16 protein-coding genes are annotated in these 15,320 nt (G+C 58.6%); 14 read left to right on the forward strand and 2 right to left on the reverse strand.

Translation table 11 applies throughout. The features are described 5' to 3' along the window. Window positions 1-172 precede the first annotated feature (172 nt). The 3 genes from M9Q49_RS05565 to M9Q49_RS05575 all read left to right on the forward strand — a co-directional run bounded on the left by M9Q49_RS05565 (window position 173) and on the right by M9Q49_RS05575 (window position 2,455). Window positions 173-1,189: a DUF1559 domain-containing protein gene (locus M9Q49_RS05565; RefSeq protein WP_254507715.1), complete on the forward strand. Its 1,017-nt coding sequence runs from the start codon at window positions 173-175 to the stop codon at window positions 1,187-1,189. Between the two features lie 35 nt (window positions 1,190-1,224). Further along, entirely contained in the window at window positions 1,225-1,656 is a 432-nt protein-coding gene (locus tag M9Q49_RS05570; RefSeq protein ID WP_254507716.1) for a hypothetical protein, read from the forward strand. Between the two features lie 82 nt (window positions 1,657-1,738). Next, window positions 1,739-2,455 carry a hypothetical protein gene (locus M9Q49_RS05575; protein WP_254507717.1) on the forward strand — a complete coding sequence of 239 codons (717 nt, stop codon included), beginning with the start codon at window positions 1,739-1,741 and terminating at the stop codon, window positions 2,453-2,455. Between the two features lie 24 nt (window positions 2,456-2,479). On the opposite strand, the gene M9Q49_RS05580 is transcribed toward M9Q49_RS05575, so the two are convergent. Beyond that, window positions 2,480-3,790 carry an outer membrane protein assembly factor BamB family protein gene (locus M9Q49_RS05580; RefSeq protein ID WP_254507718.1) on the reverse strand — a complete coding sequence of 437 codons (1,311 nt, stop codon included), beginning with the start codon at window positions 3,788-3,790 and terminating at the stop codon, window positions 2,480-2,482. Between the two features lie 265 nt (window positions 3,791-4,055). Between M9Q49_RS05580 and gcvT the strand changes: the two genes are divergently transcribed. The 11 genes from gcvT to M9Q49_RS05635 all read left to right on the forward strand — a co-directional run bounded on the left by gcvT (window position 4,056) and on the right by M9Q49_RS05635 (window position 13,855). Next, window positions 4,056-5,174, forward strand: coding sequence for a glycine cleavage system aminomethyltransferase GcvT (gene gcvT / locus M9Q49_RS05585; RefSeq protein ID WP_254507719.1), 1,119 nt, complete (start codon window positions 4,056-4,058; stop codon window positions 5,172-5,174). 88 nt (window positions 5,175-5,262) lie between these two features. Beyond that, window positions 5,263-5,655 (forward strand): glycine cleavage system protein GcvH, encoded by a 393-nt coding sequence (gene gcvH / locus M9Q49_RS05590; protein WP_254507720.1) that lies wholly within the window; start codon window positions 5,263-5,265, stop codon window positions 5,653-5,655. A gap of 80 nt (window positions 5,656-5,735) precedes the next feature. Then, window positions 5,736-7,124, forward strand: coding sequence for an aminomethyl-transferring glycine dehydrogenase subunit GcvPA (gene gcvPA / locus M9Q49_RS05595; protein WP_254507721.1), 1,389 nt, complete (start codon window positions 5,736-5,738; stop codon window positions 7,122-7,124). Between the two features lie 88 nt (window positions 7,125-7,212). Continuing rightward, the gene (gene gcvPB / locus M9Q49_RS05600) at window positions 7,213-8,673 is read left to right on the forward strand and encodes an aminomethyl-transferring glycine dehydrogenase subunit GcvPB (RefSeq protein WP_254507722.1); all 1,461 of its coding nucleotides are present in this window, start codon (window positions 7,213-7,215) and stop codon (window positions 8,671-8,673) included. Window positions 8,674-8,685: 12 nt separating this feature from the next. Continuing rightward, window positions 8,686-9,147: a hypothetical protein gene (locus M9Q49_RS05605; protein ID WP_254507723.1), complete on the forward strand. Its 462-nt coding sequence runs from the start codon at window positions 8,686-8,688 to the stop codon at window positions 9,145-9,147. Between the two features lie 148 nt (window positions 9,148-9,295). Next, complete coding sequence (locus M9Q49_RS05610; RefSeq protein ID WP_254507724.1) at window positions 9,296-9,715, forward strand: hypothetical protein; 420 nt, start codon at window positions 9,296-9,298, stop codon at window positions 9,713-9,715. Window positions 9,716-9,745: 30 nt separating this feature from the next. Further along, a complete protein-coding gene (locus tag M9Q49_RS05615; protein ID WP_254507725.1) occupies window positions 9,746-10,483 on the forward strand; it encodes a lipoate--protein ligase family protein in 738 nt (245 codons plus the stop codon). Between the two features lie 323 nt (window positions 10,484-10,806). After that, entirely contained in the window at window positions 10,807-11,496 is a 690-nt protein-coding gene (locus M9Q49_RS05620) for an FHA domain-containing protein (RefSeq protein WP_254507726.1), read from the forward strand. 211 nt (window positions 11,497-11,707) lie between these two features. Further along, a complete protein-coding gene (locus M9Q49_RS05625) occupies window positions 11,708-12,301 on the forward strand; it encodes an RNA polymerase sigma factor (RefSeq protein WP_254507727.1) in 594 nt (197 codons plus the stop codon). Further along, entirely contained in the window at window positions 12,288-13,061 is a 774-nt protein-coding gene (locus tag M9Q49_RS05630; RefSeq protein ID WP_254507728.1) for an anti-sigma factor family protein, read from the forward strand. Before M9Q49_RS05625 ends, M9Q49_RS05630 begins: the two co-directional genes overlap by 14 nt. Before the next feature lie 164 nt (window positions 13,062-13,225). Next, on the forward strand, window positions 13,226-13,855 hold the full coding sequence (locus M9Q49_RS05635) for a hypothetical protein (protein ID WP_254507729.1): 630 nt from the start codon (window positions 13,226-13,228) through the stop codon (window positions 13,853-13,855). Window position 13,856: 1 nt separating this feature from the next. Here M9Q49_RS05635 and M9Q49_RS05640 read toward each other — a convergent pair whose 3' ends face one another. After that, entirely contained in the window at window positions 13,857-15,230 is a 1,374-nt protein-coding gene (locus M9Q49_RS05640; RefSeq protein ID WP_254507730.1) for a toxin-antitoxin system YwqK family antitoxin, read from the reverse strand. Window positions 15,231-15,320 lie beyond the last annotated feature (90 nt).

A 15,320-nucleotide genomic window follows, 5' to 3' on the forward strand; every position in this document is an offset into this window, starting at 1 on the left:
TACAGTATATGGCGGCAAGGGTTTTGCCGGTGGCAGGGCGATGACAGAAGGCGTCAGTCAGGCAGCGCTGCAAATTTCATTTGCCACCAGCTTTCGATTGTAGCACCTAAACCCTTCGACTAAGCTTGAGCCCGGTGGTGGCCCCTCTTGCACGCTCTCCCGCCAGATTTCTATGAACCTCGCTTCTCGCTCTCGCGACCGCCGAGCTGCCTTCACGCTCGTCGAACTGCTGGTTGTCATCGCGATTATTGGCGTGCTCGTGGCGCTGTTGCTCCCCGCCGTGCAAGCTGCGCGCGAAGCTGCCCGGCGGATGAGCTGTCAGAACAATCTGAAGCAGCTCGGCTTGGCCGTGCACAATTACGAATCGACGCACAAGATCTTGCCGCCCGGCGGCATGCCATCGCCGCGAAATGTGGTGGGAAATTACGGCGTGTCGTGGTTCGCAGTCATTCTGCCGTACATGGAAAACGGCGCGCTCTATGACAAGTTTGATTTTGCCGCGACTACTTCGGCGCAGACGGGCGTTGTTTACTACAACGGTTTCGGCAACGCCTACAACGGCAATCTGGTCCGCGGCAAATTCATTCAGCCGTTTTGGTGCCCCAGTTCGCCGCTCGGTAAATTCGTCATGAAGACGATCGATCCACCAGGCCCCGAGGGCGTGATGTCGCCGACTTACGCGGGCATCAGCGGTGCGGCGACGCACCCGGTGGGTGGTAGCATCGTCAATGTCGACAGTCAGTCGAACCCGCACGATGCGACAGGCATTCTGTCGAAATCGGGCGTCCTTACTTCGTCCGCTTACGTCAAGCTCGGCGAGATTACCGACGGGACGAGCAACACGCTGATGGCCGGCGAGCAGTCGGGCTTTTGCATTACGGCTGCCGGCGCGAAGGTGGATTGCCGCAGCGACTTCGGCCACGGTTTTCCGATGGGACCGGAAAGTTACGTCAACAACAAACGGGATTGGAACATCACCACCGTTCGCTACGGCATCAACACTCGCGCCTGGGAACTGAAGGGGATCGGCGACGTTTACTACGGCAACAATCGACCGATCCAATCGGCGCATCCTGGCGGCGCGAATGTGCTGCATGCGGATGGCGCGGTTCGGTTTCTCGTCGAAAGCACCTCGCTGCAAGCTCTTTCGGATCTCTGTAATCGCGACGACGGCAACGTTATCCAGTAACGTTCCAGCCTGCTCTCTTATCTCAGTGGATGACGATGAACTCCTTCGCCAGAATTGCCTTATTGATTGCGCTCGCTTTGTGCCTCGGCTGCAAACCGGCTGGTCCGCCCGTTGCCGTTGTCAAAGGCCGCGTCACTGCCGGCAACAAGCCGTTGACCTCCGGCGTGATGATTTTCCAAGCCGAAAACGGACCGCTGGCGCTCACTACCGAGATCAACGCTCAGGGGGAGTATCAAATCAAAACCTACGACTCGGCTGGCTTGCCGCCGGGTAAATACAAAGTGGCGATCAAGCCTGCAGTACCGGCGAGGCCTGAGGGTGCGCCTGTTTTGGCAGGCGAAGCCATGAACGCTCAACCCCTGGCGGACTCGAGCATTCCCAAGAAGTACCATGACATCTCGACGAGTGGTTTGAGCGCCGACGTGACGCTGGAGACGAAGGCGTACGATTTTGAACTAACGCCATAAAGCCGGAACTCCAGCGTTGAGACCACACTGAGCTCAAGGTATTTTAAATCACTTCTCTCGAGGGGCTCAGGGAGTGTCTGCGATGAATTGCCGCCTGGTTGGTTTCGTTGTCTTCGCCTTTGCATTCACTGCTCAACTTTCGGCGCAGCAGCCCGTGCGGCCTGCGTCGACTTCGACGGTGAACATCAAGAATAAAGATGGGGCGTGGCAGCAGCGGCTCGAAGCGTCGCTGGCGCACAAGGTTTCGCTTGATGCGAAAGATGTTCCGCTGAAGGAGGTGATCAAGGACCTCGCCGATCAGGCCGATTTTCCGTTTCACCTGAGTAAAAAGATCGAAGATGCAGGTGTGCAATCCGATACACCGGTCACGGGAACGTTTGCCGAGCTAACGCTCCTCTCGGTCTTGAATCAGCTGCTGGAAGATTACAATCTCACGTTCCGGCTTAGCAATGAAATGATCGTGATCACGACGATCGAAGATGCGCAAAATCCGGAGCATGTGATCAGCCGCGTCTATCCAGTGAAGGACCTGCTCGAAGCTCGCACGATTGCGGAAAAGGGAGAAGCACAATACGACTTCACTCCGCTGCAGGAATTGATTCGCGGTGCGATCGAGCCCGACAGTTGGGGCGAAGGGAACCAGACCGGTTCGTTGCAAGGCTTTTCCAAATCGGGCGCGATTGTGGTTACTCATCGCTGGAGCGTGCAACAACGCGTTGCGCAATTGCTGGTCGATCTGCGGCGAGCGCAGGCCGAACAGAATCTTGACGGCAAAGACGCCGCGGCTCAGAAGCAATAAGTTGGCTGAGGCCGGAACCCCAACTTATTTTCCAAATTTCACGAGCTGCTTCAGCGTCCGCACATACACGCCATCGGCGCTCACAGCGGGGGTGGCCCACATGCCGTTTTCGATTTCGAGATCGAGTTCGCTCAGCTTTTTGAATTTCTTGCCGGTGGCGATCGTGATGATCAATCCCTGTTCGCTGCAGAGGACGATACGATCGCCGAGCAGCAGCGGCGAAGCGCTGTAATCGCCACCGAGTCGTTGGGAGAAGGCCGGCTTGCCGGTCTCGGCGTCGAGGCAGGTGATAATGCCATCGTCGTTTAGTACGTAGAGCAAGCCCTCGTGATAAAGGGGCGATGGCACGTAAGACATTGCCCGCTTGTTGGTCCACAGTACGTGGGTGTCATCGACGTCGCCGGTGCCATCGGCGCGGATGCCCATGGCGATGTACGGTTTCGGATAGCCGCCGGTGACATAGACAGTGTCCTTGAAGAACGCGGCGGTGTTCGATGTCGTTTCTTCGGTCGGGCCTTTGCACTTCCAGAGGATTTTGCCAGTGGCCGGATCGTAGCTCATCATGTAACCGCCGCCGCCGAGCAGCAGTTGATCGCGGCCCGCGAGATTGACGACGATCGGCGTGCCGTAGGTATCGATGTGCGGCCGTTTGACTCGCCAGACGATTTCACCGGTCTGCCGATGGAGCGCCGCAAGGAACGCGCCGGGGCGATCGTTGTCGCCGCAGACAAAGACGAGCGGTCCCCACAAACAGGGCGCCATGCCAAAGCCATAGATCGAATCAAAATCGCCGGCCCGCGTTTGCCAGGCGATTTTCCCTTTTTCATCGACGGCCGAAACCCACAAGCCACCATGATTGATGAACACCGTGAAGTAATGCTGGCCATCAAAGGCCGGCGTCGCCGACGCACGACTGTTGTTGCGATGCGAGTCTTTTTGAAAACCGCCACGGTGAATTTCTGTTTGCCAGACGAGTTCACCGGTCGTTCGTTTGCGCGCGAGCAGCGATTGCGTTTGATTGGCATCGTCGGCCGTCGCGAGAACGACATGCTCGCCAACGAGGATCGGCGAAGCGTGCCCTTTGCCCGGGATTTCGACTCGATAGCGAATATTCGCTGCCGTGAGTTCGGGATACTCGCTGTTCGAGGGCGAATGGTTATCGAGCGTCGGGCCGCGCCACCAAGGCCAATCCCCATTGCGCGCGACAACTGCCGGCAGCGCCGGAAATTCGCTGAGCGGTTTGGCAACTTCCTGAACCTTGGAGGTCTTCGTCTCCTGCGCAGCCGCAAGCTGCGCAATGAGCAAGAGAGATGGCAGGAAGAGAGAAAGACGCATACGTCTATTTTACCCGTTGAATCGCCGTGTTTCGATTCATTTTTGCGGCCATACGCTCGCTACAGACCTTACACCCGCCCCTGGTTTGCTGGCGGTCGCGCGATACAATGCGGCTGTCGCTGGGGAATCGTCCCCGCACAACATCGATCATTGACATCTGAGCGGATTGTCCTTGCTGTCCCGGAAAACCGGACCCGACGGCTGGGATACGCTTTTGCGCCGGTGGACGGTCACTTTGTCCAACCATCGTGCCAGGGAACCTGAAATGAGTGTTGCGCTAAGAGAAACACCTTTGCACGCCTGGCACGCCGCGCATGGAGGGCGTCTGGTCGACTTCGCGGGCTGGTCAATGCCGGTGCAATACGGCTCGATTATCGACGAGCACACCGCCACTCGCACCGCCGCCGGATTGTTCGACGTCTCTCACATGGGCCGCCTCCGCATCGATGGCCCAGGAAGCACCGTTCTGCTCGATCGGCTGCTCACTCGCAAAGTTGCAGGGCTCGGCATCGGCAAGATTCGTTACTCGCTCGTCTGTCAGGAAGACGGCGGCATTCTCGACGACGTGCTCATCTATCATCTGCAGCAGCCGCAAGGCGATCTCTATCACCATCTGGTGGTGAATGCGAGCAATCGCGAAAAGATCGTGGCTTGGATCCAAAAGCACATTCAGCCTGGCGATGAAGTTCGCCTGACCGATCAAACGTTCGAGACGTCGATGATTGCGGTGCAAGGGCCGGCCGCCCTGCGTTTGCTGGAGCCGCTCGTCGGTGCTGATCTCGGTGGTCTCGAATATTACTCGGGCTGCGAAACTTCGATCTGTGGTCAGCGCGGCATCGTCAGCCGCACGGGATACACCGGTGAAGATGGCTGCGAACTGATTGTGCCTGCCGACAAGGCCGTGGAAGTGTGGACGCGCGTGCTCGAAGCGGGCAAAGAAAGTGGCGCTCGGGCCGTGGGCCTCGCCGCTCGCGATACGTTGCGGCTTGAAGCGGCGATGCCGCTGTATGGCCACGAATTGAACGAAAAGCTCGATCCGCTGACGGCTGACTTGGCCTTTGCGGTGAATCTGACCGGGCGCGATTTTATCGGTCGCACAGCGCTGCTGAAAATCAAAGACAAAAAAGATCGGCCACGGCGAGTTGGTTTGGAACTCGCCGGTCGCCGCATTCCGCGCGAGCATTATCCGGTGGTCGCCAACGGACAAAACGTCGGCGAAGTCACCAGCGGAACGTTTTCGCCCACGCTGCAAAAATCGATTGCCATGGCGTATGTCCAGCCGCAATTTGCCGAGCCGGGAACAGAACTGGCCATCGATATTCGCGGCGCTGCCGAACCGTGCCGCGTCGTGAAGTTGCCGTTTTACACGCGGTCCAAATCCTGATTCGAATTCGTCCTGCTTTCAATCTGCAATCTGACATCTGCAATCTTCAATTGAATATCCCGATCCTTCTACATCGACGAGGTCGCGCATGAAGCCCGAAGAACTGTTGTACGCCGAAACGCATGAATGGGTCGGCGTCTCGACCGAAGGTGGCCGTAAGGTCGGCACCATCGGCATCACGGCGTTTGCCATCGAGCAACTCACCGACCTGGTACACATGGTGCTGCCGAAGCTCGGCGCGAAGGCCACGGCCGGCAAAGAATTCGGCGAAGTCGAATCGGTGAAAGCCGTCAGCTCGCTCTATAGCCCAGTGAGCGGCGAGATCATCGCGGTGAACGATCAACTGCCCGGCCGTCTCGAACACCTCGGTGACGATCCTTACATCACCGGCTGGATGATCAAGGTCGCGATCGCCGACGAAGCCGATCTGACGAAGCTAATGGACTACGCCGCCTATCAAAAGCAGTGCGCGTCGGAGTAGTTGTCGCCTTTCACTCCGTGAAAGGACGCGTCTTCGTATTTCCCTGGCCCCTGGCCTCCAATCTCTGACCCCTTCCCGAAATGCCCTACACCTACAACACGCCCGACGATGAACGGGCCATGCTGCAATCGATCGGCGTCGCCTCGGTGCAGGAACTGTTTCAATCCGTGCCGGAAGAATTTCGCCTGCAGCGGCCACTCGATCTGCCGCCGGCCCTCGGCGAGCTCGAACTGACGCAGCACATCTCGGCTCTCGCGGCGAAGAACGCTAACGCTCAGCAGAAGGCCTGCTTCCTTGGCGGCGGCAGCTACGATCACTTCGTCCCCGCCGTGGTCGATGCTCTCGCCTCGCGCGGTGAGTTCTACACTAGCTACACCCCTTATCAGCCCGAAGTGAGCCAGGGGAATCTGCAGGTGATGTTTGAGTATCAGTCGCTCATCTGTCAGCTGACGGGCATGGATGTGAGCAACGCCAGCCTGTACGACGGCGGCAGCGCCGTGGCTGAAGCAGTGCTCCTCGCGATGAGTGTGACGGGCCGCAATCGCGTTGTCGTGCCGGCGAGCATGCATCCCGAGTATCGGCAGATTCTGCAAACGTATTTCGCTTGCATCGGCGGTGAACTCGTAACGGTTCCTACTCCTTCGGGAGTGGTTTCGGTGGCCGATGTCGCTGCTGTAGTGAATGGCGAAACGGCTTGCGTCGTCGTGCAACATCCAAATTTCTTCGGCGGTTTAGAAGATGTCGCCGCGCTCTCGCAAGTGGCCCACGATGCCGGCGCGCTATTGATTCATTCGTTCGATCCTATCAGCCTCGGTGTGCTCAAACGGCCTGGTGATCTCGGCGCCGATGTCGCCGTGGCCGAAGGTCAAAGCCTCGGCACACCGATGCTCTTCGGCGGACCGTACCTGGGAATCATGGCTTGCAAGGAGCAATTCGTACGGCGGATGCCGGGCCGTATTGCTGGCCAAACCGTCGATCGCCGCGGCCGCCGTTGCTGGGTTCTCACGCTGCAGACGCGCGAGCAACACATTCGCCGTGAAAAAGCCACGAGTAACATTTGCACGAATCAAGGCTTGTTCGCACTGCGAGCCGCGATCTATCTCACCGAGATGGGACCGCAAGGTTTGCGCGAGGTCGCCGAATTGTGCGTTCGCAAGGCGCATTACGCTCGTGAGCAAATCACTTCGCATCCGCGCTTCACTTCGGCTTTCGAGGGGCCGACGTTCAAGGAATTCGTCGTTCGCGATACGCAGGGCCGCGTTGGTGAATTGATTGAACAAGCGGCGGACGCGGGTTATCTCGCCGGCGTGCCGTTGGCTCCGTGGTATCCCGATTTGGCCGATTGCTTCCTGGTGGCTGTGACGGAGAAGCGGACCAAGCCAGAAATCGACGGCTTGGTGCAAACGCTGGCGACGACGCTCCGCAATGCAGCGCCGCGTCCGCATGGGGCCGTTCTGGCTCGGACGTAAATCTTCTGTAGCTGAATTCGCCAGAATTCAGACTGCACCTCGTTGATCTCCGAATTCAGGCGAATTCGGCTACTTTAGAAACACTCCAATGCGAAATCTCAAAACCAGCACATTGATTTTCGAACTCTCAAAGCCAGGCCGTCGCGGCGCGAAGTTGCCGGCCTGCGATGTTCCCTCGCCGGAAATCAATCAGCTGCTGCCAGCCGCTGCCCTCGCGGCTGCTCCGCCGCCGTTGCCGGAAGTCGCCGAGCCCGAAGTGGTGCGGCACTTCACCAATCTGTCGACGCTCAACATGTCGGTCGATACGCACTTCTATCCGCTCGGCAGTTGCACGATGAAGTACAACAGCAAGCGCAACGAACGCCTCGCCGGGCTCCCCGGGCTCGCCGAGCTTCATCCCTATCAGCCCGAGAGTTCGTTGCAAGGCATTTTGCAGATCTTCTACGAACTGCAGCAGTTCTTCGGCGAGATCTCCGGCCTGCCCGCGGTTTCGTTGCAACCTGCCGCCGGTGCGCATGGCGAATTGACGGCGCTGATGGTGGCGGCTGCGCACTTCCGCACGATCGGGCAAAAACGCACCAAGATTCTCGCGCCTGATAGCGCCCACGGCACGAACCCCGCCAGTGCCAAGATGGCTGGCTTTGAGTTCGTGACGATTAAGAGCACGCCGCAAGGTAATGTCGATATGGACGACTTGCGCGCCAAACTCGACGACACGGTCGCGGTGTTCATGATTACGAATCCGAACACGCTCGGCATGTTCGACAAGCAAGTCGGAGAAATTTGCAAATTAGTTCACGACCATGGTGGGCTGATCTATCTCGACGGCGCGAACATGAACGCGATCCTCGGCATCGCTCGTCCGGGCGATTTTGGCGCCGACATGATGCACTACAACCCGCATAAGACCTTCAGCGGGCCGCACGGCGGCGGTGGTCCTGGCGCGGGGCCGATCTGCGTGACCGAAACACTTCGGCCATACCTCCCCTGCCCTGTCGTCGAGAAAAATGACGATGGCTATTGTCTGGTTTACGACAACCCTACGACGATCGGTCGCGTGCGCAGTTTCTTCGGCAACGTCGGCGTGCTCATTCGCGCCTATTGCTACATCAGCACGCACGGCCCCGATGGTTTGAAGCGAGTTTCGGAAACGGCCGTGCTCAACGCGAACTATCTCCTCAGCAAGGTGAAGCACTTCCTGCCCGTGCCGCAAGGAGCGCGATGCATGCACGAATTCGTCGCCAGCGGCGCCGCGCTGAAGAAGGCCAAGGGCATCTCGGCCATGGATGTCGCCAAGCGGCTGTTGGACTACGGCTTTCACGCGCCAACGGTTTATTTTCCGCTGACGGTGGCCGAAGCCATGATGATCGAACCGACCGAAACCGAGAGCAAGGAAACGCTCGATTCGTTTGCCGAAGTTCTCTTCCGCATCACCGAAGAGTCTGGCGACCTGCTGCACGAAGCGCCCCACAGCACACCCATCAGCCGGCCTGACGAAGTCCGCGCCGCACGGCAGCCGATCATCAAGTGGACTCCAGCAACTGCGTAGCCTCGGTGCCTGATGGTCGATTTCGACAGCCCCTGGAAAGAAGCACTCGACGGCTATTTGCAGTCGTTCATTGCCCTCTTCTTTCCTGTGATGCATGACGAAATCGACTGGTCACGCGGTTACGAAACGCTCGACAAAGAGTTGCAGCAAATTACGCCGGATGCCGAAGATGGCCGGCGGTACGTTGACAAGTTGGTGCAAGTCTGGCGATTGAGCGGTGAGCCCGAGTGGGTGCTGATCCACGTTGAAGTCCAAGGCCAGGAAGAGGCAGCCTTTGCCCAGCGGATGTTTGTCTACAACTGCCGGCTGGTTGAGAGGTATAATAAACCGGTCGTCAGCTTGGCCGTGCTCGCCGATGAGAATCCCAACTGGGCGCCGGCGGTTTTCCGGCGAGAACTGTGGGGGTTGTTCGACCGAGTTTCGCTTTCCGATTGTGAAGTTGCTTCGCGAGGCAACGCGGGCGGACGAACTTGAACGGAGTGACAATCCGTTCGCTTGGTTCGTACTGGCTCATATCAAAGCAGTCGAGAACAAACGGGATGACCAGTCGCGCTACAATTGGAAAGTGCGGTTGGTGCGGAATTTGTTCGAGCGCGGATTATCGGCAGATGCGATCCGCTCCTTGTTTCGTTTGATTGATTGGGTGATTGAACTGCCGCCGGAATTGGCTCGGCCATTCCAGCACCAAGTATTTGAGATTCAGGAGACCAAACAAATGCCCTACGTCACGAGCATTGAACGGCTGGCGAAAGAAGATGGACGTGCCGAAGGGCTGATCCTTGGGCTCGCGCAAGGCCGCGAAGAGGGCCGTGAAGAGGGCCGTGAAGAGGGCCGTGAAGAGGGCCGCGAAGAGGGCCGCGAAGAAGGTCGTGAATTTCTGAAACGTGGCATTCTTCGACTATTGCAAGTTCGTTTCGGCGACGCTGCGAACGGCCTGTTGCCGGAAATCGATGCCCTCGCAGACACCGCCTTGCTGGAGAAGGTTCTCGATCAAGCCGCTGTTGTCGCAACTGCCGCTGACTTGCGAAAACTCTGGAATTAGTCGCATCCAAGCGTACAGGGCTTTTGATACGTGCTCCGTCTCATCATCTCCCCGCCCGCTGCGGGGGCCTGGAATATGGCCGTCGACGAAGCTTTGCTCATCGGCGACAACAGCGCTGACATAACACTCCGCTTTTATGAGTGGCAGGAGCCGACGCTCTCGCTGGGCTATTTTCAAACTCTGGCTGATCGATCTCGACACAGTGCGAGCCAGGATTGCACAGTGGTTCGCCGCGCGAGTGGCGGCGGCGCGATCTTGCATGATCACGAATTGACATACAGCCTGGTAGCGCCGGTGGGACAGCGTTTTGGCGCGTCGGCAGCCGAACTTTACGACGTCGCGCATCAAAGCCTGATTGAGGTGTTAAGCGATTGGAACATCGCCGCGCATCTGTGTGCCGGCGAAGAGTTGCTCGGGCTTGGCGCAATTGAGCCGTTTCTCTGCTTCCAACGGCGCAGCCGAGGAGATGTCCTGCTCGGCGCGCACAAGATTTGCGGCAGTGCGCAGCGGCGGCATCAGTCGCGTGTATTGCAGCATGGGAGTGTTCTGCTCGGTACGTCGTCTGTCGCCCCCGAGCTTTCGGGTATCCGCGAATTGGCGTCGGGCTCCCCCGAACTGAGCGACCTCCGTTCGGCATGGCTGGGACGCCTGGCGCACCGTTTGCAACTCACGGTGGGCGAATCTGTTCTGCAACCCGCCGAGCTGGAGGTTGCGGCACAGATTCGCGAAGGGAAGTTCGGCTGCCCTAAATGGACGGCGAAACGTTGACGCCTTCGTGACAGTTTGACTTTTTCGTGAACTTTGCAAGAAATTCACTGGGTTTAGCAGTTGCAATTCGGGGTACTTGGTGACGATAATCCCCAGTGTGCAACGAACACGGGGGCCATAACTTACGTTAGCGGCGACCCGCGAAATTGGCCCAGGCAGGGTTTGTACAACCAAATTCGCTGTGGAAGGCGGCAAGTGCTTTACGCTCTTGATCTTCGTACAGCGAACGCGGCGGATGCTAGCGAGTTGCAACGTTGGTTTGCGGTTTTGGCGCACTTCTCACAGTGAGTCACTGCTCGGCAAGCCGCGCAGAAAGGCGATTTATGCAGGTCAAGTTCAAGCTGTTGAAGGGATCTCACGCGGGCAAGGAAGTTAAGCTTCCGGCTCCGAAATGCTTGATCGGTCGCAACGACGACTGTCATTTGAAGCCGCAAAGCGAAGCCGTCAGTCGGCGGCATTGCGTGATTCTCACGACCGATTCGGAAGTCGTCATTCGCGATCTGAACAGCCGCAACGGCACGTTCGTGAATGGCGAAAAAATCACGGGCGATACCGTGCTGCTCAATGGCGACATGGTGAAGGTTGGGCCGCTTGAGTTCGAAATGCTGATCGAGCACACAGCAGCTCGTATCAAGAAGGCCAAAGTTTCGGACATCAAAGATGCGGCCACGCGGATCGTGCAATCGACCGCCTCGGCCTCGAGCAGCGATCTCAGCGATGTTACGGCTTGGCTGGACGAAGCCGATGTAAAAGCTCGCACCGAAACTCGCCAGTTTCGCGTCGACGATACGGCCACCGGCACGGTCGCCGATATTGTGGGTGAGCAAGCGGCGCAGGCGACCGAAAAGGAGTCGCCCGATAAAAATCAAGAGACCACCGAGCTGAAGGCGGACGAAACCAAGCGGCCCGATAAGAAGTCGCCGGGCAAGCTGCCGCCACGGGCAGTCGCACAGGCCAAGGATTCTCGTGAAGCAGCTTCGGACATGCTTAAAAAGCTGTTCAACCGCCGGTAAGCAAGCTCGCGGTTTCTCAGCGATCACCCAGGGCCGGCCACAGCCGGCCCATCGCATTTCTTGGGCAATTTTGGCGTGTTGACGGCAACTATCGGCAAGATTGGGGCTTTCGACTAGAATACCCGTCAGTTGCCCACAGTATTTTCTTAACCTGCGGCCATAGCCAGGGACGGCTCGTGAAACTCTTTTCCCCCTGGCGGAGTATCACTGCATGACGAAGCCTCCGCCGGTCAGCCTTCGACCGCTGCCAGACGAGCTCCGGCCGCTTGTCGCCCTTTGTTTGCGGGGCGACCAGCACGCCATGCTCGCTTTGATCGACCGCTTTCGTGGGCAAGTCTTTGGACTTTGCCTCCGCATGCTCAATCAACGCCAGGACGCCGAAGATGCCGCGCAGGAGACCTTCGTTCGGGTGCTGAAGAATTTGCATCGTTGGGATCCAGGCCGAGACTTCGAACCTTGGCTTTTGGCGATTGCCGGCAACCGCTGCCGCACGGCCCTTGCCACTCGCAAGCGTCGTCCGGCCGGCGAAGTTTTGCCCGAGCAGGTCGCCGACAGCCGGCCTGAACAGCAGAGCGCTCAGCACCTGGCTGAGGAAGTGTCGCTGGCCCTCGAGCACATCCGCGAGGACTATCGGCAGGCCTTTGTTTTGTTTCACGAACATCAAATGAGTTACGACCAGATCGCCGAGGCGATGGAGGTGCCGCTGGGCACCGTCAAAACCTGGGTACACCGGGCTCGCCGCGGCCTGGTCGATCGACTGCGGCAACGGGGCATCGTCGAAGGAGCATCTCATGAAGTGCACTGATTTCGAAGATCGCTTGAACGACATCCTCGACGAGCGCCGCTCGCCGCACACCGATGCTGCGCTCACTTCGCACGCGGCCACTTGTGCCGACTGCCGCGAATTGCTCGCTGATCATGAGAGCCTCTTTCGTGGCCTCGCTGTTTTGAGCCATCGCACAGCGTCCTCGCTGCAGGAGACTCTGTCGCCGGAACTCGGTACTCGCGTGCTCAGCGAATACAACACGCCGGTCATCGTCCCGCCCCTCCCCCCTGCCCCGCGTCGCAGTTGGTTTCCGCTCGTCGCCACGGCCGCCGCCGTGCTGATCGTCGTCGGCATCGGCGTGTTGATTGCGAATCGCGGCGGCCGACAGCCAATCGCCCGCGATCCAGCCCCGCGCAACAAGGGCAATGGCAACGGCCTCGCGATCGCTAATCCCAACCGAGCGACGATCCCCGCCGAATCGCCGAAGAAGGCGCCTCCAGCCATCGTCGTTCATCCCGAGCGCCTTCCCCCGCGCACGCCACCCACGGCCGAAGAAGCGGAAGCCCTCCGGCAGATGGCTTCGATCGCCACTTGGTCGAATACCGCCCAGTGGCCCCAGGTCGACACGCTGAACGTCGGTCAGGTCGAACAATACGCCCCCGGTATCCGTCCCATCCGCGAATCGTTCGAAGTCGCCCTCGACGCGCTACTGCGGACGATTCCCTCGGGCAAGAAAGATACTCGCAACACCCCGCCCCAGGCGATTCAGCCTTACGGCGAGATGCTCGATCTCGCCTAGTGTTGACGCTAGATTCTCCGTGCGATGCCACCATGGCAGCGCCAACGCTCTAGTTCTTTGCGCACTCACGAGCTTTCTTGCTCCCCAGTTGTAGCGCCTGCGGCAGTTTGCTCGTTATCTTGTTATCGGATAACTGCTTCGCGCCGCATCTCAAGCTACTCGCTATGAAACAACTCCTCGGTTGGCCGCTGCTCCTCTTCGCGGTACTCGCTCTAGCGCTCTGGAACCGGTGGGAAACGGTGCGAATCGCGCAGGAAGCGACTTCGCTGCACGACCAAAGTAAGCAGACCGAGCAGGCTGTTGCGGAACTGCGACAACTTACAAATCAGCTGCAGACAGAACAAGCGCGCGTGAACCAAAGTCTGCGGGAAATGCTCGTCAGTGAAACACCCTGGACGACAAGCGCCGACGGTCAGGTGCAAGTGAAGCTCACCGCAGCGACGAACGTCAACCGCCCCGGTGAACCGATGACAGTCACCCTGGCCGTGCGGAACAATCACGATCAGCCGCTGACCGTCGATTCTTCCTCGCTCCTCATGCCCTGGGATACTCACCTGACTCTCGACGGCCAGCGTGTACGCTACGCCGGCCCCATACCTTCTCCCTTGCCGCCAACTCCCACGCCCCTGCAACCGGGCGCGATTGCCCGATTCGATTTGCAGTTGGATGTGATGCAGTTTCCCGACCTTGCGAATCGCGGCGTATTTGAAGTGACATTCACGTATGTTTCCAACTCGCCAGATTGCTGGCAGGGAAGTGTCGGGCCAGTGAAGGCCCGCTGGGAAAATCAGTAAATCACCACTCAAATGGCTTGGTATTTTCCGTGGCCTGCTCATGACCCTCGCGCATGCGAATCACGAGCACGCCGTTTTCTAGTTCGCACTTGCGATCCGATTGATAGAGTAAATAAGCCAGCGCATCGCGGCGGCTCCGTCGGAAGAGCACTGAGCCCAAGACAAGGTCGGGGCGCACAACGGTGGGATCATCGGTTCGATCTTGATACACAATCGCGGTACCGGCGAGCAATTGAGCGATGCAAGTTTGGGGAGTCTCTGAGTTCTTCTGCACGTCAATGACCGCACGCCAGTCCTGTGCGGCCTGGCTCCCCATCGGAAACTCGATCTGCAGCACACCCGTTGGATCGATAAACGGCGGCGATGGATCGATCTCGCGCGGCACCATCCAGAGTCCGCCGTAGCGGTAGTCAAAACCACAACCTTGATTGGCGGCTAGCTCACACAGACTTGCCGCGAGCGAGCCGCGCCTTTCGAGGGTCTGGTTAACACGCACGCCATCGACAGCAATTCTCAGCGCGAGTGAGGAGTGATCAATGTCGAAGGTCAGCCGGTTGTAGGGTGGCTGCTGTTGCCAGGTTCCTGCGGTCGCGGCAGCAAACTGACTGACGAGCGTTGGATCGTTCAAAGTCCCCAGCCACTCCAGAAATTGCGCCACAATCGGTTGGCCGTTCCAGGCAACGAGGTTGTCATCGGCATACTCAGCCGTGTTCAGCAGTTCGCCCTCCAGTGTTCGCCATAGCGTTTTGCCATGAAGTTTGCCTTGGCGATAGTTGGTGACGGTCTCCATAGGGCGGAGCGGTGGGCCGAGGAGAAAGATGTGCGAATCAAGTTCAGGCAAGCCAGCCTCACTCATAAACATTTCAATGGGCGGGACCAGGGGTGACGCTCCGTGGGTAACCACTCCGCGCCATTCGCCGTCCCACTTTCCGGCATCGTATCGACCTTCAAAGGGCCACAAGCCAAACGTTCGGTATGGTCCGTGCAACACGCCAGCGCGATAGTTTGCTTCAACCGCGACCTCGCCGTTCCAATCCCAGACTCGCCGCGGTCCATGCAACACGCCATCGTAGTAGTGAGCTTCTTGCCATAGCTCGCCATTACGAAAACTTTGCTCCAAACCATGCTTCACGGCCTGGCCGCGCCAATCGCGCCGATAGACGTTGCGGCGAACGATCTCATAATCCTTGCTACCGGGCAGGAATTTGCCTTCCGCACTGCGCGCCCAGCCCTCTGCTTTGCCCAGAGAAGTTTCCGCCGTCCATGGCCAGCGATAGACCATCAAGCCAATGCCAATCACTGCCGTGATGATCAGCAGCAATCGCAGAGTGAATTGCGGACGACAGTTGCGATTCGGAGACGTAGGATTGGTCATAGGATTGTTTGATAAGTACTCTGCCCGTTACTCACTCTAGCGAATCCGCATAAGCGGGAGAATCATCGTTTCGGCGGCCGCGGGCGAGCC

Origin of the sequence: Anatilimnocola floriformis, from assembly GCF_024256385.1 — a bacterium.
Lineage (GTDB): Bacteria > Planctomycetota > Planctomycetia > Pirellulales > Pirellulaceae > Anatilimnocola > Anatilimnocola floriformis.